Annotated in this window: 19 protein-coding genes and 1 pseudogene; 4 read left to right on the top strand and 16 right to left on the bottom strand. The window is 69.1% G+C overall.

Features of this window, described 5'->3' with window-relative positions; translation table 11 throughout:
- Position 1: 1 nt before the first annotated feature.
- From pglZ to WMF28_RS06030, 7 genes are all read right to left on the bottom strand, one after another.
- The gene (pglZ, locus tag WMF28_RS06000) at positions 2-2,362 is read right to left on the bottom strand and encodes a BREX-1 system phosphatase PglZ type B (RefSeq protein ID WP_437601102.1); all 2,361 of its coding nucleotides are present in this window, start codon (positions 2,360-2,362) and stop codon (positions 2-4) included.
- A complete protein-coding gene (locus tag WMF28_RS06005; RefSeq protein ID WP_437601103.1) occupies positions 2,359-5,703 on the bottom strand; it encodes an Eco57I restriction-modification methylase domain-containing protein in 3,345 nt (1,114 codons plus the stop codon). Before WMF28_RS06005 ends, pglZ begins: the two co-directional genes overlap by 4 nt.
- Complete coding sequence (locus WMF28_RS06010; RefSeq protein WP_437601104.1) at positions 5,703-6,353, bottom strand: DUF4276 family protein; 651 nt, start codon at positions 6,351-6,353, stop codon at positions 5,703-5,705. Before WMF28_RS06010 ends, WMF28_RS06005 begins: the two co-directional genes overlap by 1 nt.
- Positions 6,350-7,456, bottom strand: a complete 1,107-nt coding sequence (locus tag WMF28_RS06015; protein WP_437601105.1) for an AAA family ATPase — start codon at positions 7,454-7,456, stop codon at positions 6,350-6,352. Before WMF28_RS06015 ends, WMF28_RS06010 begins: the two co-directional genes overlap by 4 nt.
- 80 nt (positions 7,457-7,536) lie before the next feature.
- Positions 7,537-10,995, bottom strand: coding sequence for a BREX system P-loop protein BrxC (gene brxC, locus WMF28_RS06020; protein ID WP_437601106.1), 3,459 nt, complete (start codon positions 10,993-10,995; stop codon positions 7,537-7,539).
- The gene (locus WMF28_RS06025; RefSeq protein ID WP_437601107.1) at positions 10,992-11,555 is read right to left on the bottom strand and encodes a BREX protein BrxB domain-containing protein; all 564 of its coding nucleotides are present in this window, start codon (positions 11,553-11,555) and stop codon (positions 10,992-10,994) included. Before WMF28_RS06025 ends, brxC begins: the two co-directional genes overlap by 4 nt.
- A 4-nt stretch (positions 11,556-11,559) precedes the next feature.
- Positions 11,560-12,429, bottom strand: a complete 870-nt coding sequence (locus tag WMF28_RS06030; RefSeq protein WP_437601108.1) for a hypothetical protein — start codon at positions 12,427-12,429, stop codon at positions 11,560-11,562.
- A 543-nt stretch (positions 12,430-12,972) separates the two neighbouring features.
- On the opposite strand from WMF28_RS06030, the gene WMF28_RS06035 reads away from it, so the two are divergent.
- On the top strand, positions 12,973-13,839 hold the full coding sequence (locus WMF28_RS06035; RefSeq protein ID WP_437601109.1) for a hypothetical protein: 867 nt from the start codon (positions 12,973-12,975) through the stop codon (positions 13,837-13,839).
- 348 nt (positions 13,840-14,187) lie between these two features.
- Here WMF28_RS06035 and WMF28_RS06040 read toward each other — a convergent pair whose 3' ends face one another.
- Together WMF28_RS06040 and WMF28_RS06045 are read right to left on the bottom strand one after the other, a co-directional pair.
- The gene (locus WMF28_RS06040) at positions 14,188-14,526 is read right to left on the bottom strand and encodes a DUF6968 family protein (RefSeq protein ID WP_437601110.1); all 339 of its coding nucleotides are present in this window, start codon (positions 14,524-14,526) and stop codon (positions 14,188-14,190) included.
- 566 nt (positions 14,527-15,092) lie between these two features.
- A complete protein-coding gene (locus WMF28_RS06045) occupies positions 15,093-16,298 on the bottom strand; it encodes an FAD-dependent monooxygenase (RefSeq protein WP_437601111.1) in 1,206 nt (401 codons plus the stop codon).
- An 84-nt stretch (positions 16,299-16,382) separates the two neighbouring features.
- Here WMF28_RS06045 and WMF28_RS06050 point away from each other — a divergent pair, with 84 nt between their 5' ends.
- Entirely contained in the window at positions 16,383-17,339 is a 957-nt protein-coding gene (locus WMF28_RS06050; RefSeq protein WP_437601112.1) for a LysR family transcriptional regulator, read from the top strand.
- A 47-nt stretch (positions 17,340-17,386) separates the two neighbouring features.
- Here WMF28_RS06050 and WMF28_RS06055 read toward each other — a convergent pair.
- Positions 17,387-17,590, bottom strand: a pseudogene (locus WMF28_RS06055) (SDR family NAD(P)-dependent oxidoreductase); the annotation flags it as partial.
- Between the two features lie 185 nt (positions 17,591-17,775).
- On the opposite strand from WMF28_RS06055, the gene WMF28_RS06060 reads away from it, so the two are divergent.
- On the top strand, positions 17,776-18,390 hold the full coding sequence (locus tag WMF28_RS06060) for a Uma2 family endonuclease (protein WP_437601113.1): 615 nt from the start codon (positions 17,776-17,778) through the stop codon (positions 18,388-18,390).
- Between the two features lie 247 nt (positions 18,391-18,637).
- Here the strand turns inward: WMF28_RS06060 and WMF28_RS06065 are convergent, their stop codons facing one another.
- From WMF28_RS06065 to modA, 4 genes are all read right to left on the bottom strand, one after another.
- Positions 18,638-19,117 carry a nucleoside deaminase gene (locus WMF28_RS06065; RefSeq protein ID WP_437601114.1) on the bottom strand — a complete coding sequence of 160 codons (480 nt, stop codon included), beginning with the start codon at positions 19,115-19,117 and terminating at the stop codon, positions 18,638-18,640.
- A 154-nt stretch (positions 19,118-19,271) separates the two neighbouring features.
- Complete coding sequence (locus WMF28_RS06070; RefSeq protein ID WP_437601115.1) at positions 19,272-20,027, bottom strand: ABC transporter ATP-binding protein; 756 nt, start codon at positions 20,025-20,027, stop codon at positions 19,272-19,274.
- Entirely contained in the window at positions 20,024-20,833 is an 810-nt protein-coding gene (locus WMF28_RS06075) for an ABC transporter permease (protein WP_437601116.1), read from the bottom strand. The genes WMF28_RS06070 and WMF28_RS06075 overlap by 4 nt, the downstream gene beginning before the upstream one ends.
- Positions 20,830-21,666 carry a molybdate ABC transporter substrate-binding protein gene (gene modA / locus WMF28_RS06080; RefSeq protein WP_437601117.1) on the bottom strand — a complete coding sequence of 279 codons (837 nt, stop codon included), beginning with the start codon at positions 21,664-21,666 and terminating at the stop codon, positions 20,830-20,832. The genes WMF28_RS06075 and modA overlap by 4 nt, the downstream gene beginning before the upstream one ends.
- A gap of 408 nt (positions 21,667-22,074) precedes the next feature.
- Between modA and WMF28_RS06085 the strand changes: the two genes are divergently transcribed.
- Complete coding sequence (locus WMF28_RS06085; RefSeq protein WP_437601118.1) at positions 22,075-23,499, top strand: sensor histidine kinase; 1,425 nt, start codon at positions 22,075-22,077, stop codon at positions 23,497-23,499.
- A gap of 43 nt (positions 23,500-23,542) precedes the next feature.
- On the opposite strand, the gene WMF28_RS06090 is transcribed toward WMF28_RS06085, so the two are convergent.
- Positions 23,543-24,085 carry a GNAT family N-acetyltransferase gene (locus tag WMF28_RS06090; RefSeq protein WP_437601119.1) on the bottom strand — a complete coding sequence of 181 codons (543 nt, stop codon included), beginning with the start codon at positions 24,083-24,085 and terminating at the stop codon, positions 23,543-23,545.
- A complete protein-coding gene (locus tag WMF28_RS06095; protein WP_437601120.1) occupies positions 24,082-25,350 on the bottom strand; it encodes a hypothetical protein in 1,269 nt (422 codons plus the stop codon). Before WMF28_RS06095 ends, WMF28_RS06090 begins: the two co-directional genes overlap by 4 nt.
- Positions 25,351-25,361: the final 11 nt, after the last annotated feature.

The raw sequence follows: 25,361 nt of genomic DNA on the forward strand, positions 1-25,361 counted from the left end.
GTCATGACGCTTCTCCGACAGTCGTGGCTTTGCGGTCGAGCACGTTGCCCGCGCCGTCGAGGACGACGACCATGGCGGCGTGACCTTCGTGGCTGTCATCCGCGACGGCGAGGCTCTGCTCGCCGGCCGGGCCGACCTCCTTGGGCGACGCCGCGATGCTCGTGTTCGCCTGTTTCCAATTGGTGCGCAGGTCGACGCGCACGGAGGGATCGTTTGTCCTCACCGCCACGCGGCAGCGCATGCCGCGCCAGGTGACGGCGGTGATCGACGCGGTGGTGCCACCGCCGCCGCGCTCGACGAACAGCTCGGGAACGATGCACTCCTGCGGGCTGATGCCTCCGTGCGAGTACTCGGTGTTCTTGGCGAAGCTGCCGACGCCGGGCGGTGACGCGATACGGACGTGCGGGTTCCAGTGCCAGGGGTAGACGGGCACCTCAGGCTTCGCGTCGCGCTTCACCGTGGCTGCGCGTGACCACTTCGTCGCCGTGAGGTGTTTGGGCACCTCGACAGACGGCAGGCCACCCGGCATGAGCAGCCAGCCGTGGTCCGTGACAATGCGGATGCGCGTCCAACCCGCGTCGATGAGCCCGGTGACCTGGTCGAGGAGAATCTCGAGCTCGGTGTCGATCTGCGCGGCGAGACGCGCACCCAGCTTGTGGCCCAACTCATCGAGCTTGCCGGTCTCGAGCCAGCCGCCCGTCGTCCCCTGCTTCGCGGGGCGAATCTCGTCGCCGAGGAGGTCGATGCCTCGGCTCGCCATGTCGTCCCGCAGCCGCTGCGCGTTGGCCGCCTGCGGGCTGTTCTTGAAGCGCGGGTTGAAGTCGACGATGTCCTCGCCGCCTTCGAGCTTGTCGTGCGAGAGCGTCGCAAAGGGCTTCGCGGTCGACGTCACCGTCGGCAGCGGCGCGAGGCGGTGGTTCAAGCGCGCGCGGAGGCCCTTCGCTTCGAGGCGCTCGGCGAGCATGCCGGCGACGTCGTACCGGAGGCCGTCGGCGAACATGAGGCACGCGTCCTTCTCGTGCTGGCTCCCCGTGACTTTCGCGCGCACGGCGTTTTCTGCACCGTCGATGAGGCCCTGGAAGTGGCGCGCGGAGGCATCGAGCCACGGCAGGTAGAGCGCGCGCACGACGCTCTGGATGAGCGCCACGTCGGCGGGCTGCTTCACCGAGGCGAGCGCTTCGAGCGCAGCACGGTCGCAACGCCAGCCGTCGTTCACGTAGGCGGTGACCGCCGCGTCGACGGTGGCGCCGCCCAGCGTGGTGGCGGCGGCCGTGGCGAGCTTCGCGAGAGGTGCGAGGGCGCCGGCCAGCGGGCTTTCGCCGAGCTCGGCCCAGACCCACTTGCGCCGCTTGCCGTGCGCGGCTTCGAGCGCGGCCACCACGGCGAGCGCGGTGGCGTGGGGTTTGTTCGCGAGCGATTCGAGGCTTGCACGGAGTTCCTGCTCGGCCTTGGTGTTGCCGCCCGCGTCGCGCTCGCTGCCGCGATGGAGGAGCGGCGTGGCGGTGTCGCGCAACAGCTTGGCGACGGCAGGATAGAGCTTCGGCGCTTCCTTGAAGCGCTGCCAGACGTTGGCCCACTTGCCGCTGCCCTCGACGAGCGCGCTCGCGGCGTCGGCGGGAGACTTCTTGTCCGGGTCGAACTTGAAGTCCGAGTTGCACACGCCGCAGAAGGCCTTCCAGCGGGCTTCGCCCTCGGTCTTGCGAAGACCATCGCCGACGCCCATCCAGCGCAGGAGGTCGCGGGTGGGATCGCTGACGGCAAGGCGATCGAAGTCGTCGGCTTCGAGGCGATGGCCGCGCAGGCCGTCGAGCGGCGTCTCGGCGAGGAGTGGCAGGCTGCGCTGCGCGGCCTCGCGGGTCTTGGCGTCCTGGGCCACGTCGAGCTGGAGCCCGTCCTCCGAGACGAGGAAGGCCTCGACCGTCCAGTCGCGCCCGTTCTTCTGGTGCCAGACGCGGCCTCGGTACTGCAGCTCGACGAGCGGCTGCAGCTCACGCAAGCACTCGTCGCCTGCGCGCAGGGACTGCCGGGCCACGCCGGGCAGGTAGAGGATCGGTACGACGCCGGGATCGAGCGCGACCTCCTCGAGCACGCGGTCGACCACGCAACGCAGCCAGATGGCCGGGCCCGTGCGCTTGGCGGCGTCGTAGGTCCCGAGCACGAACAGGTGCGGCAGCGCGGTCTGCAGGCGCGCGACGAGGGCCGCCCACTGCTTGTCAGCATCGGCCCAGAGCAGCGCGGCGGGCGCGGCCTCGCCCTCGCCGCTGCGCAGCGCGTGAAGGAAGGATTTCTCGAGCTGGTCGAGCAGCCCCTTCACGTGCGGCGGCGGGTTGGTGCTGCGACGGCGAGAGGTCGACGCGGTCACGACTTGCCTCCCTTGGCGCGCTCACGCGCGGCGAGCTTCGCGGCGCGCGAGTAATGAAGGTCGTTCCAGCGGTTGCCGTCGAACTCCTTCCCGCCCGCGAAGTCCTGCGTGCTCTCGTCCCAGCCCCAGAACCACGGGAAGTCGGCCTTCTCGCGCGTCGGCTCCTTGCCACGGTCCTTGTCCCACTTGATCTTGGGGGCCACGCGCAGAATGCAGGCGTTCTTCCCGCGCGCGTTCAAGGGCTTCGCGGTCATGAACGGGCGGATGTTCACGCGCACGCCGTCGTCGAGGTCGGGTTCCCAGCCGACCGGCTGCTGGTGCAGCGGCTTCCAGCGAACGAAGAGGTCGTAGGGCGGCTCGCCCTCGAGGATCTTCTCCAGCTCGCGCTTCAGGTGCTCGGCGGCGGCGACGCGCCCGTCGGCGCCCTCGACGCCCGTCTTCTGGTCCGCGCGCTGTCGGTCGACCCAGTCGCCTAGGTACGTGTAGATCAGCTTCTCGAGTGTGCGCCGCCCTTCGCCACGTGGAGCGGCAAGCCTGTGGTAGTTCAGTAGCGCGCTGAAGCCGTCCTTCAGCCCATCCCATACTTGCCAGATGAAGGGGCGCTGATGAAAGACCTCGCAGTGCTGCTCTGCGAAGCGTTCGCGCACCCACGTCTCGAGGTTTTCTCCAGCGCGACCGGCATGCACGAGCGCTTCCGCTAGGGTTGCTCCGTGCTCCATTTGCGCCAGGAGAACGCGCTGAATGCAATCAGCAGCTGAGAGCTCTCCACGGAGCGGAGGGACACACACGATGCCGTCCTCATCAGCGTGTTCATTTGCCATCGAACCATGTTCGGGCCAACGAAATCCCATTGCCGTCGCCACAGCGACTTGGAATGCTGCTCTGCCTCGAGCGCCTCCCTTGAACAGCCATTGCGTAGGATCCTTAGACGACGGCTTTGGTAACTCACTCAGTCCCTGGGCCGCAGCAATCCTTTCCCACTTATCTAGATCGAAAGGAACCTTGACCAAAGTCGCTGAGGTGACCTTCAAGGCCGAGTCGAGTTTTCTGACTTCCTCCGCGTATTCTGCCGAGGTGCAGTAAGCCCAAAGCGCCGCGGCATGCTGCGGATCCTTCGGACTGAGCACGGCAACGTTCGCGTCGTACGCGTCGCCGCCGTAGATCGTGCAGGGAAGGCCGCGGGTTGCAACAACAACGACTCCGGGCTTCCCCCAGTCGGATTCCCCTCGAATGACTGCCGAAGTCGTCTCCACCGCGTCGTGCAGAGTTGCGTCCCAGCGCAGAACCCACTCTCGTCCGCCGTACTCTACTGTTGCTGATACTGAGCTTTGCCACCGAACCCAAGGGTGCTCCATAGCCGGGTGTTCCCAAAAGCGATGCCCAAACCGGCATAGGTCGGCGGGCGAGATGCCCCAGGAAGAAGTGACATAGTCGCTTAGCGGCGTCGTGTCCGAGTTTACGGCGAAGGCAATGCGAGCGTCTGGGTTGGATAGTTGACGGGAACTCATCGTGCGAGCCACGCCGCCGCGACACAGACAATCCGCCCTACCGGACGACGAAGGAGCGTCTGTCTCAAGTCCCGTAACCTCGTAGTCGCCAAGCGGCTTCGAGTCCGTGACGATGATGAGCGCTCTCAGTACATCCCAGCTCGCGGTGGCGGTCGCACCGGACCCGAGTTTCGCCGCGTGCAGAAACGTTCGAGAATTCAGCAAGGACCGGCGCATGGGCTCGTAAGAAGACAACGACATCAGGTTCAGCGGAACCACGGCAGCGAAGGTCGCCCCTGGCGAGCAAAATCGGATGCAACGTTCCACGAACACCGCCGCTATGTCTCCGCGACCAACTTCATAATACACGTCTGTAAACTGCAGCAGCTCAACACTCTGCTTTCGCCGCGCGAGGTACGGAACGTTGGTCGCCACCAGCGTGTAGCGATGTGCCAGAATCGATGCCGCCTTGGCGATGCCCTGCGCGACGACCGCCAGCTCGGCGTCTTCCGACTGTTCGGACGCAAGCGCCGACGAAAGCAGCCCACGGACCTTATCGAAGCCCGCAACAAACAGCTCGCCGCCAACCCGAGTCGGGTCGATGAGCGAGCCCAGGGTCGGCGCTTGACGGAACAGCTCGTACAGCTGCTTCATCGCGTTCTCAGCTAGCGCATCTCCCGCCGCTAGCGCCGTCCACGCCGCAACCGGCGCGTTGATCGCGAGGCCCGCACACGCGAGGTTCAGCGCGGGCAGCGGCCGGTAGCCCGCGAGCTTCCACGCCGTGAGCCCGACGTTGAACGCGGCGATCTGTGTGCAGCGCGGGTCGAGCTCGAGCCCGAAGAGGTTGTCGCGCAGCACGGCGTCGACGGCTTTGGCGATCGACAGCTTCTCCTCCTCACGCCGGAGCGCCACCAGCATCGGCAGCGCGAACGCGAGGAAGTGTCCGCTGCCCATGCAAGGGTCGAGCACCGTGAGGTCCTTCGCCGCCGTCAGCCAGCCAGGGAACGTGCCGGCAGCGGGCCGCCACACGTCGCCCTCGCGCACGAAGCGCAGGTAACTCCACTCGATGCCCTGCACGGCGCACGCGGCGCGACACTCGTCCTCCGACGCTGCCGACCGCGCGAGGTAGGGCTTCTCCGCGAGCACCTTGCCGGCCCACCACGCGCCGAGCGTATTGTGCAGCAGGAAGAGGACCATGTAGTCCTCGGTGAAAAGCTGCGTGACGGCGGGCAGCTCGTCGGCGCCGATCTTATTCTCCGAGGCGTTGACCGCGTCCTTCTGGTCCGCCTGCCAGAACTGGTAGACCCAGCCGAGGCTGTCGTCGGCGATGAAGACCGCGCGCGGCAGCCCTTCGAGGATCGCCTCCAGCTCCTGGCGCTTCTCGGGCGGCAGCGCCACCTCGAGCACCGGGTCGCCCGCGCGGAAGATCTGCGGCAGCATGCGCTGCGCAAAGTCGCTCGCGAGCACGAGCCAGTCCTTGCTCTGCTCCCGCGCGAGCTCGCGGCACTCGTCGAGCGAGAGCGCCATGCCGCTCTCGGGCTCGACGAGCAGGTCGTTCTCCGCGAGGAAGCGCGCAAACAGCAGCCGATGCCAGTGCTCGTAGGCGCACTCGCCGGTGAGCCGCTCGATGGTCTGCGTACCCTTCTTGTCGTCGAGCTTGTCGCCGAGCTGGCGGCCGTGCGCGCGCAGGCGGTTGCGAAGCTTGCGCTGGTCGGGCGAGAGCGCGGACCACGGCTCATGGTGGCCCACGGCGAGCTGCTCGACGGCCTGCCGCGCGCCGGCCTCCGCGGCGCGGCGGGCCTTCTTCACGGCGTTCTCGAGAGCTCTGCGGAGGTTGCGGTCGAGCGATGCCATCACGCACCTCCGATGGCGGCGTCGAGCCACTGCGTGAGCTGCTGGAACGACACGCAGCGCTCGGCGACCTTGCCGGGTCGTACCATTTTCAGCAGTGCGCTCGCGTGCTTGACCTTGCCGTAGCTGCCCTTCTTCGTGGCCTTGGTGGCCTTCTCGATGGCGGCGTAGAGAGAGGTCTTCGGCTCTTCGTCGAGCACCTTGCGCTTCGGCAGCGCGTTCTTCTTGAAGTCCTTGCCGTAGAACTCCTCGAGCTTCTCTTCGTCGGCGACGACCCACGCCTCCATGCACCTCGTCATGAGGTGGACGTGTTCCGGCGTGGCCTCCTTGAGCTGCTCGGTCCAGCCGTCGCGCGTCTCCAGGTGCTTCACGCGCTCAGCCGGCGTGGGATGCGAGGGCGTCGCGGACGTGACTTCGTCCTCCGCGTCGACAACGAGCACGACGAAGTCCGCGTCCTTGCGCTTCAGCGCCTTTGCGAACTCGTCGGCGGTCTCACTTCGGCCGCCACAGAAGACGGTGTCCCACTTCATTCGCTTCTTGCGGGCGGCTTCCTTCTGGGCGCCAATGAGCGTGTCGAACGCGACGCGGAGCTCGCCGCGCCCGTCGGCATTCGTCTCGCCACCACCTTCGACGAAGATCTTGATGCTGCTCACGGGTTGCCCCCGATCGCGCCCATGCGCCACACCTCGCCGAGGCGGTACTTCTCCAGCCAGCTCTTCAGATCGTCAGCCTTGAGGCGCCGCACCTGCGTACCGCCGATGTTCTCGCAAACGAGGACCGACTCGGGTTCGAGGCTCAAATACGAAAGCAACGCATCGGAGTGCGTCGTCACGATGAGCTGCGTGTGCTTGCTCGCGTCGACGAGGAGGTCGGCGACGATTGACAGCGCGTCGGGATGGAGCCCCAGCTCCGGCTCCTCGATGCACACGAGCGGTGGCGGCGACGGCTGCAAGAGGACGGCGCTCATCGCGAGGAATCGAATCGTGCCGTCCGAAAGGCGCGTCGCCGGGACCGGCGTCTTCAAGTCGTCTTCGTGAAGGAAGAACTGGATCGTGCCGCCCTGGGTAAGCGTGCTTACGCGTTCGAAGCGCGGGAGGAGGCGCTTGAGCAGCTCGTTGAACTTCTTGGCCGCGCTGCTGTGCTCGATCTGGTTGAGGATCAGCCCGAGGTTACGGGCATCGGGGAGCAGCACTTCGGTCGGAGACGTCGCGGGCTGGGGCTGGCGCACGGCTGCGTAGCGGCCAAAGCTCCACTCGCGGAAGGTCTGGATGCGAGAGAACGAATTCGCAGCCCAGGCGAGCTCGGGATAGAGGTCAGGCTCCTTGCGCTGCGAAAGCACGGATGCGTCGGGCGCGAGGCTGTCGCGCTGCAACTTGCGCTCGACGCGCTTCCCGTCGTCCGAGGCGACGTTCAGCACCGGGTGCCCCTTCTGGAAGCGGTAGTAGAAGTAAACGTCCTTGGCGCCGTCCTTGTGCTTGTCGGCCTCTTCGAGCGCTTCGTCCGTGACCTCCACGCGGTCGCCTGCTGCCGTGAACTCAAGCCGGTAGCGGAGATCGCTCTTCTTGCCGCCACGACAAAGGCGGGCGTCGATCGTGCTCGTCTTGGGCGAATCGCCCTTCCACAGCCACTCGCGCACGCCGCCACCATCGCGGATTGCCGATGCGAAGCCCGTAGGCGTGGAGCGGAGCAGCTCGACGGCTTCGATCAGGTTCGACTTGCCAGAGGCGTTCGGTCCGATGAGGACGTTGAGCGGCAAGAGGTCGATCGTCGACGTTCCGGGCGCGAAGGAGAGGAGGCTGTCTGCTCGAAGTGATTTGAGGAACATGGTCTTCTCCTTCAGCTCACCAGCACCGGACCATCCTTGATGGCGGCGACGAGGGACTTCTTCTGCCGATCGAGCCAAGCGTCGACGTCGGCTTCGGTCGTCAGGGTGGAGCGCTCGATGGAGATGGCGCGCACCTTCGGCTCGAGCAGCTTCGCGGCCTGCTCCAGCGCCTTCTGCACGCGGCCCGGAACGGCGTCGGCCTCAGCACGCCGCGACGAAAGCGACTTCGTGTCGAGCGCCGACGCGAGCGCTTCATCGCTCGGCACCGACAACTGCGCGGCCGGCGTGAGCCCGACGCTCGTGAGGATCGACGAGCGCTCCGCGTCCGAGAGCTTCGGCCACAGCGAGCTGGCCTCGAGCGAGGCCACGCCCTTGCGGAACTCCGTCTCGTACGCGCCGTGCGCTTCGAGCAGCGCCTTCCGGAGCGCGTCGGCGAGGCCCGAGCGAAGCGGCGCCACCGGGTCGGTTGGCTCGAGCAAGAGGCGCTGCGCGCGCACCGCCTCGACCTGCTTCAACAGGTCCTCCGCTGCGGTGAGGCCGTGGGCGTGCTTCGCGAGCCGCTCGACGAGCCCCCACATGGGCAAGCGCGCGTCGACGAGCTTCTTGGTGGCAGTCCACTCGGCGATCCGCTTCTCGAAGGTCTGGGCGTTGTCACGGATGCCTGCGAGCTGGTCGTTGCCGACACGCGCGCGGATGTCTTCAATGTCGGTGACCGACGCGGGCGCGGGCAGCGGGGCGTCACCGCCGGTCGCGCGCCCGAGGGCAGCGAGCTGCGCGAGAAAGACCGGCGCCTTGGTCAGCTCTTCGCCCGCCTTGCAGCCCACGCCGAGCGCCTGGAACACCTTGCGGATGGTGAGCTTCTCGGTGACCGAGAGCGTGATCTTCTCGACGCGGAACTCGGCCTTCGAGATCCTGTTCTGGTCGAGCTGCCCCGGCACGAGCACCGTACCGTTCAGCGTTGCCGAGACGTGCTGCGTTCGGTGCAGCGCGATGAGGGCTGCGTCGATGGCGTCCTGTGGCCAGCCATAGGGGCTCGCGCGCAGCACCTTGCGAACCTCGATGCCGACCTTGCCAGAGCCGATGGTCGAGAGCACCGCCTTGCAGACGGCGTGTTCTTCCGTCGCGACGGTGTGGCCCACGGGCTGGAGCGGCTGGTCCGCGCCTTCCTTCGCGCGCTTGATGACTGTCTCCCACGCAGCGTGGTCGGCCTCCTTGAACCGCGGGAAGAGCCGCACGAGCGCGGCGTTGGTTGCCTCGCGAACGCGCTCCTCGAGCGTGGCCTGCAGCAGTTCGGAGCCGCCGCCCTGGAACACCTTGGCGTTGGCGACGATCTGCTTGATGAGCTCGTCGCGCTGCCGGACGGCCGCGTTGCGACGGCTCTCCATGCTGTGCTTCGCCTCTTCGCCCTCACGGGTCGTGGGCGTACCCCTGGCGTCGATGGTCTGCTGCGCAGCTTCGGCGTCGACGATCAGCTTGCGCAGCTCGTCGGCCGCCTGACGCGGCAGGAACACGAACACGGTGGGGCTGTCGGTGCCCGCCGCGCGCGCGGCATGGAGCAGCTCCTTTTCGCTGGCAGACCAGCCGTCGCGAATCCACAGCGGCACGCTCTCGCCGTTGCCGGCGGGCGGCGTCTGGTCACGCGAGACGACGACCTGGCGGGCCTCCTTCGCGGCGCCCTGCACGACCTTCACCGTGCGGATGACGCGATCGGCTTCAGCGTAGATCTGCTGGTCACGACGGATCTGGATGTCGGCGTCGTCGTTGGCGAGCTTGCCCTGGCGGCGGCGGAACTCGGCGTCCCACTCCGCGCCCTCCTTGGTCTGCAGGCGGTACTCGTCGCCGACCTTCATCAGCGCGCCGCTCGACGCCAGCTCCTCGAGCTCCGTCTCGACGGTGCTGCGCAGCTTGCCGTTGTCGGCGAGGAGGTCATCGACGAGCAGATCGGCGATGTGCTCCTTCGACGCGCGCACGCCGATGTCAGAGCCCGCCTCGCGAGGCAGGCGGCTAATGAGGAAGACGAGCCCGCAGATGCGCCGCGCGAGCTTGCCCTTGCCGGAGCCGTCCTTCGAGAGGTTGATGATCCGCTCGTTGATCTCGCGGAGCAGCACACCCGTATTGACCATCTCCGGTGCGAGCGCCTCGAACAGCTCGTCGCCCGGAACGGTCGCACCGAGGCCACGGTCCGAGAGCCGTGCGACGGCGTCGTGGATGATGCGGAGCTGCGAGCGGAGCTGGCTGTGCGTGCCGGCAGCGTCGACCGCGCGGAAGCAGTGCTCCCAGAAGCGACGGCGCACCGGCAACAGCGGGTAGTCGTCGACGATGACCTCGCGGTCCTGTGCGCTCTCACCGATACGCGTGCCCTGGAGCTGGCGCGAAACCTCGCCGCCGTGCTTCTCCAAGAAGTCCTTCACCGTCGAGATAGACGCGGCCTTCTTCTGCAAGAGTACCTTGCGGATGACGGCCTCGACGTCCTGGTCGGAGAGCTGGACGCGGATGGTGTAGCGGTCGGTCAGCTTCTGCAGCTTGGGCGTCGCGGTGAGCGCGCTCTGGCCCGAGGCGACGACAAGCACGTGGCTATCGAGCTGCTTCGAGAGCGCTTCGGTCACCTCGGTGACGAGCGTCGAGCGGTCGTTGGAATCGCCGATGTACTGCTGCACCTCGTCGAGGATGAGCAGCGTGCAGGGCGTGCGTCCATCGCGACCGACGAGCTTCAGCACGCGCTTGATGGCGGTGAGGAACTCATCGGTCGTGATGTCGGTGCTACGCGGCGGGAACTGCGCCTTCAGCGTGTTGCGCGCCTCGGCCTCGGTGGACGCGAAGCCCGGGTCACACGCGAGAAGCGCGTTGGCGATGTGCTTGCTGACGTAGAGGTTGTTCAGCTCGGACTGCCACGCCTTGCCGGCACCTTCGACGGCGCCCTTCACTTTGTCGAACCAGCCCTGATCGTAGAGCCACAGGCAGAACTGCGCCTGCGGGTACTGGTCGGGCAGGCCGACGCCGCGCAGGAGCACCGCGAGGATCGTCAGACGAACGTGATCGGTTATGCCGCTGGGAAGCGCGCCGGCCGCCGCGAGCAGACCGCCCGCGCGCTTGCCCGCCGTGTCGAGCTCGCGGAGCAGCTCACGCAGCTCGTCGGGCATCGACGGCACGAGGCTGCGCGCCGTGGCGCCGTCAGGGAACTTGGTGTCCTGCCAGAGGTGGCAGGCCATCTTCAGCAGGTGCGACTTACCGCTCCCGAAGAACCCGCTGACCCACGCGGCTTTCTGACTCGTCGACGTGAGGTTCGCGAGGAACGACTTGAGGATCTTGATGATGCCTTCGGCGTACTGGCCCTCGCACACGAAGGTGGAGAGCTCGCCGCGCAGCTCGTCGAGGACCTTCTCGTTCGACTTGTCGGCGATGCGCGCCTGACCCTGGTTGACCAGCGGGTGGGTGGAAGGGTCTCGCTGAAGGACGTCTTTGATTTTCATGCTGCACCGCCGGCGCTGTGGATGGAGATCGGGACCGCCATGTAGTTCCAGCCGTCACGAGCATCGAGCAGCCGGTAGTTGTTCTGCTCGAGCGTGCCCGGGAAGAACACGACGAGGCGACCGCGAACGTCGCGCTCGACGCCCTTCAGCACCTCGGAGACATGGGTGAAGCCGTAGAGCGAGCCCGCACCGAACACCGCGACGACCGAGGTCTCGGTCACGTCGGACGACGAGAGCACGGCGCGAATGCGGTCGGCGACGTACTCAGGGAACTCGCCGGTGAGCTTCAACTGCAGGTCGTCGGGCGATTCGAAGTAGGCGTCGCGGTACTCATCCGCGGCGAGCCATGAGGCGAATGCGTTGGTGAGGTCGACCTCGTGCCAGTCGTGGCCAGCGGCCTTGGTGCGCGTCTCGAACTCGCCCTTGCGCGCTCGGAGCACCCGCTCGAGCTCCTTGTCGTAGGCCACCATGATCACGCGCTGCGCTCCCGCGACGGTGCGCTGCCAGGGCGTTGCGATGTGCTGGCCATAGAGATCTGCGAGGTCTTCGAGTCGCGCCATGCGGTCACTTCCTCCCGAGTCCTGGGTCTAGCCGGTCGAGGCCGAACTCGACGACGTCCCCAGCGGTACGCAGGTCGATCAGCCCGATGCGCTTGGCTTCGAGAGCCAGCGTCCGGGCTGAGGTGGCGGTGCAGTCCAGCGCCGCGATCCACCCCGTGGTGAGAAGCTCCTCGCCACGGAAGCCAGCGGCGTTGCCGAGCCACAACGCGAAGGCGACGGCCCTGGGCGGCGCGCTCACGCGCTGGCGGTGTTTGAACGTGCGGCCGGTGAGATGGCCGGTCTGGGTCCATGAACTGGAGACGTTGCGCACGACCTTGTCGAGCGTGTCGTCGTTCATGCGCTCGCCGACCAGCTTGCGAAGCGCCTCACGGATCGGGGCGCGCTGGATCTCGATGCCTGCCGGTTGTGACAGCACGGGAGCTGCCGACGCCATGAAGAGCGGATCGCGCGCGAGCGCCGCAAGCATGGCGAGGAGCGGCCGTGCCTTCGGATCGACGTCCCAGAGCCCGCGCAGCACGCGGAACACGACCACGAAGGGATCCAGGGCGTAGAGCTCGGTCAATCGCTGGCTGGAGATGCGCCGGGTGGATGCCGTCGGTTTGCCGAGACAGTTGCCGTCGATGATGGCGCTCCCGTAGGCGGCGCGATCGACGGGACCGGGAGCGGCTGCGAGGACGGCCTCGAGCTCGGCGAGCATCAGCGTTCGGCTCGAGTGCGTGCCCTTGTCGCCGAAGCGAAAGCCGAGCTTCGCCGCCCCCGGCGGGGGGCCCGCGGGTGGAAAGAACTCGATCGCTTTAACCTCTGCAAGGGACATGGAGAATCCGCCGGCAAACTTGCCGGCATAGAAACTGACAGAGTGATGTTCTGATGTCAAGACGCACCTCCGCGCTCGCCGGCAAGTTTGCCGGCGAGAGGTGACTGGGCACGACGCGGCGCATCCACGCAAGCGCAACGTGCCGGATTAATTGAGTTCGGTGGGCTGGGCGGAGCTGGGCCCACGCCGTCCGCTGCCCGGCCGACGTCCCAGGGGGGCCACCGCCCGGAGCATCCGCTCAGCCAGGGGCGCCGGCCAGGGGCGCCGGCGCTCGCGGCCCGCCATCCGCGTCGCTCCCGCCGCTCGCGCCCCCGCCCATCTGGACACCCCCCCCCGACCCATCTGGACATCCCGCCCGCCCATCTGGACAGGGGTTGGGCTCATCTGGACATCCCCCCCGCCCATCTGGACATCCCGCCCGCCCATCTGGACACCCCCCTCGCTCATCTGGACATCCCACCCCGCCGCCTCACCTCCCGGCTCCCCCCACCCACGTCCAGATCTTGCTCCGCGCTGGACATCCCCCCGACCGAGCTCATCCTTGCCGCATTGCGCCGTGCCCCGCGGGGCGCGGGTCGCAGGAGGAGGGATCAAGCAATCATCATGGCAAAGCAAGGAACCAACTTCGATCGCTGGGTCAAGGTCGCCGCCGGGTCGGAGCGGACCGACAACCCGCTGAATATTCCGTACGACATTGCCGTGCGCGAGGCGGTCGCCGCCGCGGCGTTCGTGAACAAGTACTGGGAGCCCGACGGCGAGCGCCCGGGCCTCAAGCGGGTCAAGAACCGCCTGCCCGCCTCGAGCGGCGAGGAGCTGCTCTCCATCGTGCACGCCGTGCAGGAAGCGCAGACGCGGCTGCTCCTCATCGTCGATCCGGCCGTGGCCGATCTCGGCGAGCGCGCCCGGCTCGTCGTGGATGAGCTCGAGTCGGCGGTCGAGTTCCTGCTCGACGACGACGTCGACGAGCCCGCCGACGCGCAGCTCGCGCGCATCAAGGAGTTCCACGCGCAGGACGGCCAGCGCTCGAGCGCCCTGTCCCAGGCGCTCCGCGACTACGCGGGGCTCGCGGAGTCGCTCAAGGGCCGCCTCGTCGAGGCGGATGAGGCGTTTGACGTGCGCCTCATCGCCGAGGCCAGGAAGCTCGCGGAGGACCTGCAACGGCGAGCGCTGGAGGTGGCCCCCGAAGCCGGCGCCTCGGCCGCCGCGACAACGACCCGCAACCAGCTGCTGCACCTCATGGTCGAGCGGGTCGGCGCCATCCGGAAGACCGCGGCCCACGTCTTCCGGCGCCACCCCGAGATCGCCCGCGAGGTGACGAGCGCCTACGAGCGGCGCCGGCGCGCGGCGGCGCGGCGCGAGAAGGCCCGCAAGGCCGCCGAGCCCGGACAGGCCAACGGCAAGCCGGCAGAGGCCAACGGCAAGCCGGCGGCGGCGCCCGCGCCCGGGACCCCCGCGCCCGCGACCTCCTAGATCGTCGCCTTGCCCATCGACACCCCGTCCATCGCCACATCAGGCACCGCCTCATGACCAAGCTCCGGCGGGAGCGGCGCTTCTCCCTGGGGCGATGATCCGCTGGACCGCGCCGGCGGCCCGGCCTCGTCGAGCTCGGCGAGGCCGGGCCGATGTCCAGCAGGGCGACCTCGGTGCGGCCGGCGTCGAGGCGGACGTGGTCGCGCTCTGATCCGGCGCGGAGCTCGCCGCTCGTCGGTCGATCGGTTGACGAACACCTCCACCGAGGGGTGTTCCGCTACCAACGGATGCGCAGGGTGCACGGCCTACCCCATGCGCCCCTTTGGCCGCTGCGGCGCATTGTGACCGTCAAATACCCTTGACGGTCTCCAACATGACTCTTGGCCACCACAGATCGGGGCCGTCCTCGTTGGTGAGCTCTCCTTGCTCTTTGATGAAGTCGAGGTGCATGGGGCACTCCATCAACGCGATGGTGAGTGCCTGAACCGCGTCAACTCCGCTCCCAGCGTGCCGGCGCACCTCTTCGTTAGGTCCCACGATTTCGTAGGGGACTTCCCAAATGATCACAGGACGGCCTGCGGGTCGACCGAAACGTACCCTTACGTCCGCCTCCGTTCCATCCGGTTTCTTCAGTTTTAGCTTTCGTTCTGCGATGATATCTTCGTCCCTGATAGGGTCTCGTTTCATCCGTCGACCGTATCGCCACATTCGGCAGCGTCAAGCGACCGGCCGTTGCACTTGTTGTGGCAAGCGGCCACAGCAACGGCGCGGGTGATCTCACACGCCAACTCCGATTCTCTTGGGGCTCGCTCCTCACAGTACAGCTCCCACCTTCGACTGATCGCGCTACACGCTTTGCTGCACCCGTTCCGGCACTCATGGTAGCAGATGCCGGCTCCCTCGTTCTTTTCCTGAAGACACAGCGGGATGGCTCTTCGGTTCTTGAGAACTGAGCAGAACCTGGCCCATGATTCTGCTGTGTTTTCGCATGCGTCCTCGCATCTTCCTCTGGATCCATGTGCCTCGCGGGCGACTAGATCGTCTGTGGCGTATGGGTCTGTCCACGGCGTGTCCGCCGACTCTGGTTCCTGAATGCAGGATACCGTGCAGAGCGCAGGCAATAGAAAAGCCGCTCCGGTGGTGACCATCTCATGGGTTCGCATGGAACTTCGCCTGTGCGAAGTGCGAGCCAAGCGACACCAGGCGGCCAGGCCGCTTCGGAGCATTGGGATTCGCGGAGCCTCACGGAAGCCTCACGGAAGCCTCACCAGATCCTGGTAGTCCTTGAGATCGAACGGCAGCGTCAGCGCTCCGAAGTCTGGGATGCTGCCGCTGGGGGCGGTCTGCCCCTTGTCCGTCGGTTCGTCAGGCTTTGCGTTCTGCTCCAGCGCGATGTCCTGATTGCGAATCACGTAGGCGCGCAGGCCGTCCTCGTACGCGGCTATGCCACCCACCAGATCCTCCTTGTGCATGGCGAGCTCACTGGCCAGAACGTAAGCGCCGACCATCGCGACCGAGGTGGCTTGCCCCGTCCCCAGAGAGACGGCGTAGCCAGCATCGCCGGCCAGCACGATCCGCCCACGTGACCAGCTGCTCATGCGGATCTGGCTCAGCGAGTAGAAGTGGAAGTCGGTCGCGCGCAGCATGTGCTCCACGATCTGCGGAATCACCCAGCCAGCGCCTGCGACGCGGTCGGCGAGAAACCGCTTCTGCGCGTCGATGTCGCGGACGTCGTAGTCGATCCCCTTCGGCGCGTTGAAGCCGAGATACGTCCTCGCGTTGACATCCCTCCGCAGGCCCATGACCAGCGCGCCGACGGAGTCCGGCTGCTGGTACATGACCTGCCAGCGCTCGAGACCGAGAAAGTTCGGCATGCCGAACGTCGCAATGTACAGGTCGCCGAAGGCGCGGACGAACTGCTCATCGGGGCCGAAGGCGATCCGCCGCACCCCCGAACGCAATCCGTCGGCGCCGACCACCAGCTCGAAGCGGCGAGGCGCAGCCGTGACGAACGTGACGTCGACGCCCGACTCGTCCTGGGTCAGCGACGCGATGGAATCGGCGAAGAGGTACTCGACCTGGGCGCCCACGGCTTCATGAAGCACGTGACACAGGTCGTCGCGCAAGATCTCGACATCGGGGCTGTCGAGTCGGCCGCCCGTCAAGGTGCTCTCCGTGCTCCGGAAGATCTCCTGACCGGCCGAGTCGACCACAGAGATGCCCGTCAGCCTCGTGCTTCGATCGCGGAGCGTGGCGAGGATGCCCATCCGCTCCGCGACCTCCAGGGCTGGCCCCCGGACGTCGAGCGCGTGCCCGCCCGGGCGTAGATGCGGCGCACGCTCGACCACCGTGACCGCGAAGCCGTAGCGGGCGAGCCAAGTTGCGATGGTGAGACCGGAGATGCTGGCGCCGGAGACCAGCACCCGGGAGGCGGGACGCTTCGGGATCGTCGAGTTCATGGGAAGCATGGTACGTTTCTCGAACCGAGCCGTCCAAGACATGGATCGCACGGCTATGATGCCTCCAGGGTAACGGTTGAGACCATGGAACTCCGACACCTCCGCTACTTCGTCACCATCGCCGAGGAGCAGAGCTTCCGCCGAGCCGCCACCAGGCTCCACGTCTCGCAGTCTCCATTGAGTCGGCAGATGAAGGACCTCGAGGAGGAGATGGGCGTTGAGCTCTTCGCGCCCGAGGGACGCGGGATCAAGCTCACGGCCGCCGGGAAGTCCTTCGCGGAGAGAGCCAGGAGCATCCTCGCGAGCGTCGACGCGGCCGTCGACGAAGCCAAGGGGATCGCCGAAGGCAGGCTCGGTACCGTGGTCATCGGCTTTGAGACGGGCACGACCTTCATGGGCTCGTTCTTGTCCCTCGTCGCGGCGTTTCGTCGGCGAGCGCCCCACGTCGGCCTCCAGCTCGTCCCCACGAGCAGCCTGGAGCAGTGGACGGCGCTGCGGCAGGGGACGATTGCCTTCGGCTATGGGGCCTACGCGCCCGATGACGACGCCCTCGGCCACCTCGAGATGACCCGCGATCGACTCGGGCTGCTCCTCTCCCCTGAGCATCGACTCGCACGGCGCAAGAAGATCCGGCTTCGAGACCTCGAGAGCGAGCGCGTGCTACTCCAGCCGCGTCAGCTCTATCCGAGGCTCCACGCGGACCTCATCACGGCGGCGCGCGCACAGGGCGTGACGCTGCACGTGACGGCGGAGGTGCTCGACCTGGAGGCGCTCCTGGCGCTGGTCGTGATCGGCGACGCGGTCACCTTCCTCTCGGAGAAGTTCTGGGAGCTGGCTTCGCAGACCTCGTTGCTGTGGCGGTCCGTCGAAGATCTCCACATCGATCTGAGTGAAGTCGTCACATGGCGCGCGGAGGACGACGGCGCGCCCGTGGTGCGAGCGCTGATCGAGAGCGCGCGAGAGGTGAGCCCGCTCCTGCAGCACGCCGCGGACCGCGCGCGCCCCCCCAAGGCCGCCAGGCGAAAGCGCAACAAGCGCTGAGGCGTCTTCCCGGGCGGTCACGAGAGCAACACGTGCCCCCTCCGCGCTTGGGCGACATCCCCGACGAACGGCACGATGCGGCCGTCACCGCGGGCCAGTTCGTTGACCGCCGGGTGGATGTCCTCGGCCACGACCGCGGCTCCGCGCGCCTCCAGCAAGAGCGCCGTGGCCCGACCGATGCCGCTCGCTGCGCCGGTGACGATCGCGACCCTGCCTTCGAGATCACGCTGCAGATCTTCGGTCTTGCTCATGTTCTTCTCCCGAGAGCGTTGTGCGTGTGCTCTCCAGTCTCTCCTGGTAACATCCAGGAAGATCGCAAGGCCCAGGAGCCAGGGGTTCCGACCTCCTCAGAGAGCGTGTTTCGAGCTCCACCAGATTCGTACTGCGCCACGCCCGCCGGGAGGCGCCGCCCTCAGGGACTTGCTATCCTCGGGGCATGACCGCATCCGGGCCGAAGGCTGCCCGTCCCGCGACCTTGGAGGATCTCCTTGCGATCCCGGAGGAGGAGCGGCGCCACGAGCTCATCGAGGGCGGCATCGTCGAGAAGGGGGCCGCGACCGGCGAGCACGGCGCCGTGCAGCGCAAGCTCTCCGCCTACGTCGACCCCTACGATCAGCGCCCCGGCGGGCGCAGGCCCGGAGGATGGTGGTTCGCCACCGAGGTCGATGTCCACTTCGACGCCGCGAACACCGTCCGCCCCGACGTGGTCGGCTGGCGACGAGACCGCGTCTCGGAGCGCCCGCGCGGTATCCCGATCATGGTGCGCCCCGATTGGATCTGCGAGATCCTCTCGACGAACAAGCGGAACGATCTCATCAAGAAGAAGCGCGTCTATCACCGGCACCAGGTTCCGCACACCTGGATCATCGACCCCGAGGAAGAGACCCTGGCCGTCCACCGCTGGACGCAGGAAGGCTACGTCGAGATCCTCGCCGCGGAGCGCGGCGAGCAGGTCCGGGCCGAGCCTTTCGAGACGACTCCGCTGCAGGTCGGCGTGCTCTTCGGCGACGACGAAGACGACGAGCCCGCGCGGGAACCCTGGGCTCCATGAGGACATGGGTCGATGACCCGACTCACGGCTCGCCGCCCTGCACACCGTCGGCGGCCATGCCACCGATGAGGACGAGGGCGAGCATGTCGTTCGGTGAGAGATCCCGGTGCGTCGCTTGGGGATGACGCGGATCAGGAGGACGAGGGCGAGATAGACGAGCGTCGTGCGCAGGGCGATCTCCCAGAGGGGCTTGGAAAAACCAAAGAACCCTTCCATGGGCGTCCTCCCGCCGGCACGGCCACGCGCGTCAGCGCGCGGAATGGAAGCGCCGAGACAGCTGGCGAACCTCTTCCGCGAGGCTCTGGATGGGACCCTCCACGGGCAGCCCCGGGACGATATCGTGGATCGGCAGGCATCGGACCGGAGGCGACGGAAGGCCCCACTCGGCGAGCCAGCCGGCCAGCTGTGCCGAAGAGCTCGCGTACACGATGCGGCCGAGCCGGACCCAGCCATGGGCCGCGGCGCACATGGGACAGTGCTCGGTCGAGGTGAAGACCGTCGCCGCGGCTCGCTCGTCGGGGGCGAGGTTCGCAGCCGCCCAGCGCGCCAGCGCGAGCTCCGGATGGCAGGTCGGATCGCCGCCGCCCACGCGGTTGTGATCCTCGGCGAGGACCGTTCCATCCGCCGCGACGAGCACGGAGCCGAACGGCTCGTTGCCGGTGTCCAGCGCCAGCGCCGCGAGCTCGATGCAGCGGTGCAGGTGTCTCATCTCGGTCGTGCTCGGCATGGTCGTCTCCTTCGGGGGTACGGGCGTGCTGCTTCGTTCGCGCCGGAGGGGCCCTCGCAAGAAAGGGACCGCTCCAGGCCATCGGTGAATGCGTGCTCGGCCCGCCACCGCAGACCGCCGAGCCCCCCGACCACGGGCAGCCGGCGCGATCCCGCTACTCACCGCCGTCGCCGCCGCGCGCCGACGCCACGAGCTCCTCCACGAAGCGCGACGCCGGCCGGGCGGCCAGCTCCTCCCACGTCCCGGCCTGCGTCACGCGCCCCGCCTCGAGGACCGCGATGCGCTGCCCGAGGAGCCGCGCGTCCGCGGCGTCGTGCGTGACGACGATCGTCGGAAGGGCGAGCGCCCGCAGGTAGTCGGCGAGGAACGCCCGGACCTCGCGGCGGGAATGGACGTCCAGCGCCGCGAGCGGCTCGTCGAGCAGCAGCGCGCGCGGGCCCACGGAGAGCGCGCGCGCGAGGGCCACGCGCTGCTGCTCGCCCCCGGAGAGCGCCTGCGTCCGGCGATGGGCGAGCGCGGCGATGCCGAGCTCGTGGAGCATCGCGTCCACGCGCTCGGCGCGGGCCGCCCCCCTCCGCCGCGAGGCCGCGCTCCTCACCGCGAACTCGACGTTCTCACGCACGCTGAGGTGCGGAAACAGCGCATAATCCTGCGGCACATAGCCGATCCCGCGCTCCTCGACAGGCACGTCGATCCCGGCCCTCGTGTCGAGGAGCACCGCGCCTCCGACCTCCACCCGCCCGCGCTCCACGGGCAGCACGCCGAGGAGCAGCGAGAGCAAGCTCGTCTTCCCGGAGCCATTCGGCCCCACGAGCGCCAGCGCCCCACGCCCGGTCTCGAGCGCCGCGTCGAGGTGCAAACGCCCGATGCGCGCCGTCACGCGCGCGCGCAGGCCCTCCGCCCCGGTCACGGCGTCGCCTCGCGGCGCGCGGCGGGTCGCCGCGCCGCGGCCCGCACGAACAGGAGCAGCGCGAACGCCACGACGACCAGCACCATCGACAGCGCCTGCGCCGCGCGCATGTCCGACTCGAGCGCCGTGTAGATGGCGAGCGGCAGCGTCTGCGTCTGCCCTTGCAGGTTGCCGGCGAACATCAGCGTCGCGCCGAACTCGCCGAGGGAGCGGGCCCAGCTCATCGCCGCCCCCGCGACGAGCCCCGGGGCCGAGAGCGGCAGCGCCACGCGGAAGAACACCCGGAGCGGCGACGCGCCGAAGGTCCGCGCCACGACCACGAGCTTCGCGTCGACCCGCCGGAACGCGCTCGTCGCCGCCTGCACGAAGAACGGCGCCGAGACGAACACCTCGGCCATGACGACCGCCGCCGTCGTGAACGCCACCGACCACCCCTCCGGGTAGAGCCAGCCGGCGAGGAGCCCGCGCCGCCCGAAGGCGAGCAGCATCGCGACCCCCGCGACCGCGGGCGGGATCACGATGGGCAGCTGCACCGCCGTCTCGACCGCGCGCGCGAGGCGCCCGCGCGCGCGCGCGAGCGTCCAGGCGAGCGGCGTTCCCAGGAGCACCACGACGACGAGGCTGGCCGAGGTGGTGACGAGGCTCAGGCGCAGCGCGGGCCACACGAGGGGGTGACGGAGCCCCTGCTCGACGTCCGCCGCCGTGGCCGTCACGAACAGCGCCAGGATCGGGACGGCCAGGAACGCCACGAGGACGCCGCCGACCGCGGCCAGGACGCCCCGCTCCGCGCCGAGGCGGACGCTCACGGGCCCGAGCCGCCCCCGGGAGGCGCCAGGAACCCGGCGCGCCGCAGCGCGCTCTGCCCGGCCTCCGAGCGCACGAGGTCGACCCAGGCGCGCGCGAGCCCGGGGTGCGCGGCGCCGGCCACGACCGCGATCGGGTACTCGGCGAGGACGTTGACCTCGGGCGGGATCGCCACGACGGTCACGCCGTCCTGCGCCGCGTGCGCGTCGGTCCGGTAGACAACGCCGGCCTGCGCCTCTCCGAGGCGCACCTTGGTGAGCACCTGACGCACGTTGAGCTCGCGCGAGACGACCCTGGCCTCCACGCGCGCGCGGAAGTCGGCGCCCAGGGACGCGGACGCGCGATCGAGGATCTGCAGCGTGTAGCGGCCGATCGGGACCTCCGGGGCGCCGAGGACGATGCGGGTCGCCGCGGGGAGATCGGCGAGCCCCCGGATCGTCCCGGCGCTCTCGCGCGCGACGACGAGGACGGGCTCGTTGCGCGCAAAGACGACGGGGTCGACCGCGCGCCCGGACCTCACGAGCTCGTCCATGTGGCGCTGATCGGCCGAGGCGAACACGTCGACCGCGGCGCCGTGCTCCAGCTGCGTGCGGAGCTGCTGCGTGCCGGCGAAGTTGAACGTGACCTCCACGCCGGCGTGCGCGCGCTCGAAGTCCTCGCCCATCGCGGTGAACACCTCCCGGAGGGAGGCGGCGGCGAAGACGACGAGCCTGTCCTCGCGCCCTGGAGGCGCCGGCGCCGAGCGCCCGCAGCCGCAGGCGGCGACGAGGCACGCCGCGAGCACCAGGAGCGGGAAGGCCAGGAGCAGCCGTCCTCGGGCGCGCCGCCTCTGCATGGCGCCTCGGCTCCGCGTCTCCGCGCGTGCCGTCATGCCGCCCAGCGGCCCGCGACGCGCGACGGCGCGGCGCGGCCCGACGCCGCCGGGGCGCCGGTCTCGGCGATGATGTTTGCTCCTCGATCGGCCACGACGCGTGTTCTTTACATCGAGGAACGCATGCTTGTCACCTCGGCCCGCGCGCGTTCGGCCTGCCGGCCGCGGCCAGCAGGGTGGCTCGGCCGGCAGGCCGAACGCGCGCGCCGGGCCCGCTCCCGCTGTGTCGAACCAGCACAGAGGCAGCGATGGAGAGGAAAAGGAGATGGAGAAAGGAGATGGAGATGGAGAGGAGAAGGAGAAGGATCCTCCATGAAGGAGCGAGGCCCCCTGATCCGCTGGCCCCGTCGAGAGCAGGAACTAACCTCGGTCATGCTGACGCGGACGCGCTTCGAGGCCACGGCGAGGATGGGCTACGCCATCTTGACCCTGCTCCTGGCCGTCGGGATGGCGTTCTCGGTGCGGCGGTTCTCGTCCGTGGCAGACGCTCAGAGCGAGCGTCTGAGCGCCAAAGAGCGCGAGATCACGCTCGTGGAGCGGCTCCGGTGGAGCTGCGAGCTCATCGTGTCTCACGGCAGGGGCTACCTCCTTTCCGGAAATCACGATCTCCTCACCGAGGCCGAGGGCGCCAAGGCGCTCTTCCGTGAGACCGTCAGCGCGCTTCGCAGCCGGCCGCTCAGCCCGACGACTCTCCAGCTGCTCGGGGACGTCGAGCGGTCGGCCGAGCGCTTCCTGCGGCTCCAGGAAGATCTGTTCGCCGCCCGGCAACTCTCCGAGGACCCGATGTTGATCGCGCGTCAATTCGAGGAGCTGCAGCCGCTTCGCCATGAAGTCGAGCTCTCCCTCGGGCGTCTCACCGGCTACAAGGAGAGCGTCGTCGAGAGCATCTATGTCGAAGCGAGGGCGGAACGAGCCGGGCTCACGCTGCGGCTGTACAGCCTGCTTGCCTTGCTGGTGTCGGCCAGCCTCGGGATCGCGTGGTACTTCACGAGGCGCCTCGGCGGCTCGTACCACCAGGCGCGGGAGGCGCGCGAGGCCGCGCGCAAGGCGGTGGCGGCCCGCGACGATATCATGGGCATCGTGGCCCATGACCTGCGCAACCCGCTCAGCGCCATCACGCTGAAGGCCGCGCGGCTGCGAAGGACAGCGGACTCCGAGAGCGTACGGCGGCAAGCGGAGTCGATCGAGCACGTCGCCAAGCGGATGGAGCACCTCATCAGGACCATGCTCGACGCGGTGACGATGGAAGCCTACAAGTTCTCCGTGACGCCGGCGCCGTGCGCGGTGGACGAGCTCCTGCGCGAGACCCTGGAGATGTTCGGGCCCCTCGCCGAATCCAGGCAGGTCCGGTTCGAGCAGCGCGTGAACGAGCCCGATCTCGTGATCTGCGCGGAGCGGGAGCGCGTGCTCCAGGTGCTCTCGAACCTCCTCGGGAACGCGCTGAAGTTCACGCCCCGGGGCGGTCGCATGACCCTCTCGGTCGACCGGGAGGGGGCGATGGCCCGCTTCGCTGTCGTCGATGCGGGGCCGGGGATACCCCCCGAGAACCTCGCGAGCATCTTCGAGCGGTTCTGGAAGGTGGAGGCGTCGGGGCAGGGGGGCACCGGGCTGGGGCTCTACATCGCCAAGGGGATCGTCGATGCGCACGGAGGCCGCATCTGGGCGGAGAGCGAGGTCGGGCGCGGCGCCCGGTTCTACTTCACGCTCCCGGTCGCCGAGCCGGCCGCGCACCAGGCCCCCGCCGCGGAGGAGGTCCCCGTGCTCTCGGCAGGAATCGACCCGCGTCGAGGCGGATGAGGCGCCCGTCGCGACAGCCGTCTTCTCCCGGGGGCCCGGCGCTTCATGGCCGCTCGCCGGCCGGCGCGTCCTCACGGATCCGCGCGTAGAGCAGGACGTCGCCCACCCGCCCGTCCTTCACCACGTGGCGGCGCATCCGCGCCTCGAACGTGTAACCCGCCTTCTCGAGCACGCGGGCCGACGCGCGGTTCCAGTCGAAGACCCCCGCCTGGATGCGCTCGAGGCCGAGCTGATCGAGCCCGACCCGCGTCAGCGCGATCACCGCCTCGGTGGCCAGCCCTCGGCCCCAGTGGGCCGCGCCGAGCCAGTAGCCGAGCTCGGCGGTGCGGCGGTGCACGTCGTCGAGGCGCTCGAGCCCGATCGCGCCGGCCGCCTCCCCGTCGACCACGATCGCCAGCGCCTCGGCGGGCTGCGCGCGCGAGGCGCACAGCGCGACCCAGCCCTCGGCGTCGGCGCGCGTGTACGGGTGCGGGAAGCGATCCCGGACGTTCGCCCAGATGCGGCGGTCGTTCGCGTTCTTCACGAGGGCGTCGACGTCGGCCAGGGTCCAGGGGCGGAGCGTGAACGAGGGCGTCTCGAGGATCATGGGGTCGCTTCCTCCGGTCGAGCCTCGCCGGCCCGAGCGTCCGATCGATCGAAGAGCTTCACGAGCATCTCGGTCCCGAGGCCGGTCGCGACCATGCGCTCGCGGCGGTTCGAGAGCAGCGCGCCGAGCCACGGCACCGCGCCCCCGTCCCCGAGCGGGAGCTCGAGGCCGTCGTCCCGCCGGACGACGAGCTGGACGAACGGCCCGGCGTAGTAACCAAGCCCCTGCAACCGCGCGAGATCGTGGACGATCTCGACCTCCGGCCGCGCGCGCGAGAGCGGCTCGCCCACCTCGGCGACCCAGCGCTCGGCGCGCGCGACGAGCTCCGGACCGAGGCCGAGCGAGCGCACGGCGCCCGCGTAGTCCGCCGCGGCGCGCGGCAGGTCGACGGAGGCCTCGCGCAGGGCCGCCTCCGACGACCCGGGCTCGTGCGCCTTCGCCCGCTGCGCCAGCGCGTCCGCGTCGAGGCCGCGCGCGCCGAGGCACGCCCGGACCACGGCCGTGTCGGAGAGGATCACGCGCAGGCCCGCCGCGCGGAAGCCGGCGGACGGCAGCGCGCGGACCAGGTCGGCCCAGACGAGGAGGTGCTCGAGCAGGGCGCGCCGCTCGCACGCGTCGTCCTCACCCCGGCCCGGCGAGCGGGCCGCGGTCACGAGGGCGAACAGGCGGAAGTGGGGCGTGAAGCCCGGGTGCTTCGTGGGCTGCATGCGCAGCACGCGCTGGCTCGCGCAGAAGCGCAGCGGCTCGCCGCGCCGGGTCTCGCGCCGGCGCCGCGCCGCGTGCAGCGCGAGCCCCGTGGTCGGGTCCGCGGCGACCTCGGCGAAGCGCACCGTCGCGAGCACGTTGTTCGGCTCGACGCCCGCGCACGCCGTGGCGCCGAGCGGCCCGACCGGCGCGAGATCCACCGCCTCGAACCCCGCCGCCGCCGCGTACGCCGCCGCGTCGAAGGCGTGGATCCGCCGGGCGTCCGCGCCCGAGGCGTGGGTCATCGGCGCGCGCTCGGCGTGATCGAGGACCTCGGCGAAGCTCCGCCGGAGCGCGCGTTGGCGCAGGCAGTGGAGCAGGAGCGTGGTCAGCTCGTTGCCCGGGAGGCCCTCCGCGAGGAGCCGATCGAGCGGCTCGCCGGCGTGCGTCTCGGCCGCGCGGCGCGCGATGCGCGACGACAGCTCGCCCGTCCTGCCGTCGGCGAGCGCCCGCGGCTTTCGGGCGGTGGCCTGCTCCGGGCGAGCGGTGGCCCGTGTCGTGAGGTCGTCGGCGGTGGGCATGGCGGGCTCCT

This window comes from Sorangium sp. So ce590, assembly GCF_051521365.1.
Taxonomy (GTDB): Bacteria; Myxococcota_A; Polyangia; order Polyangiales; family Polyangiaceae; genus Sorangium.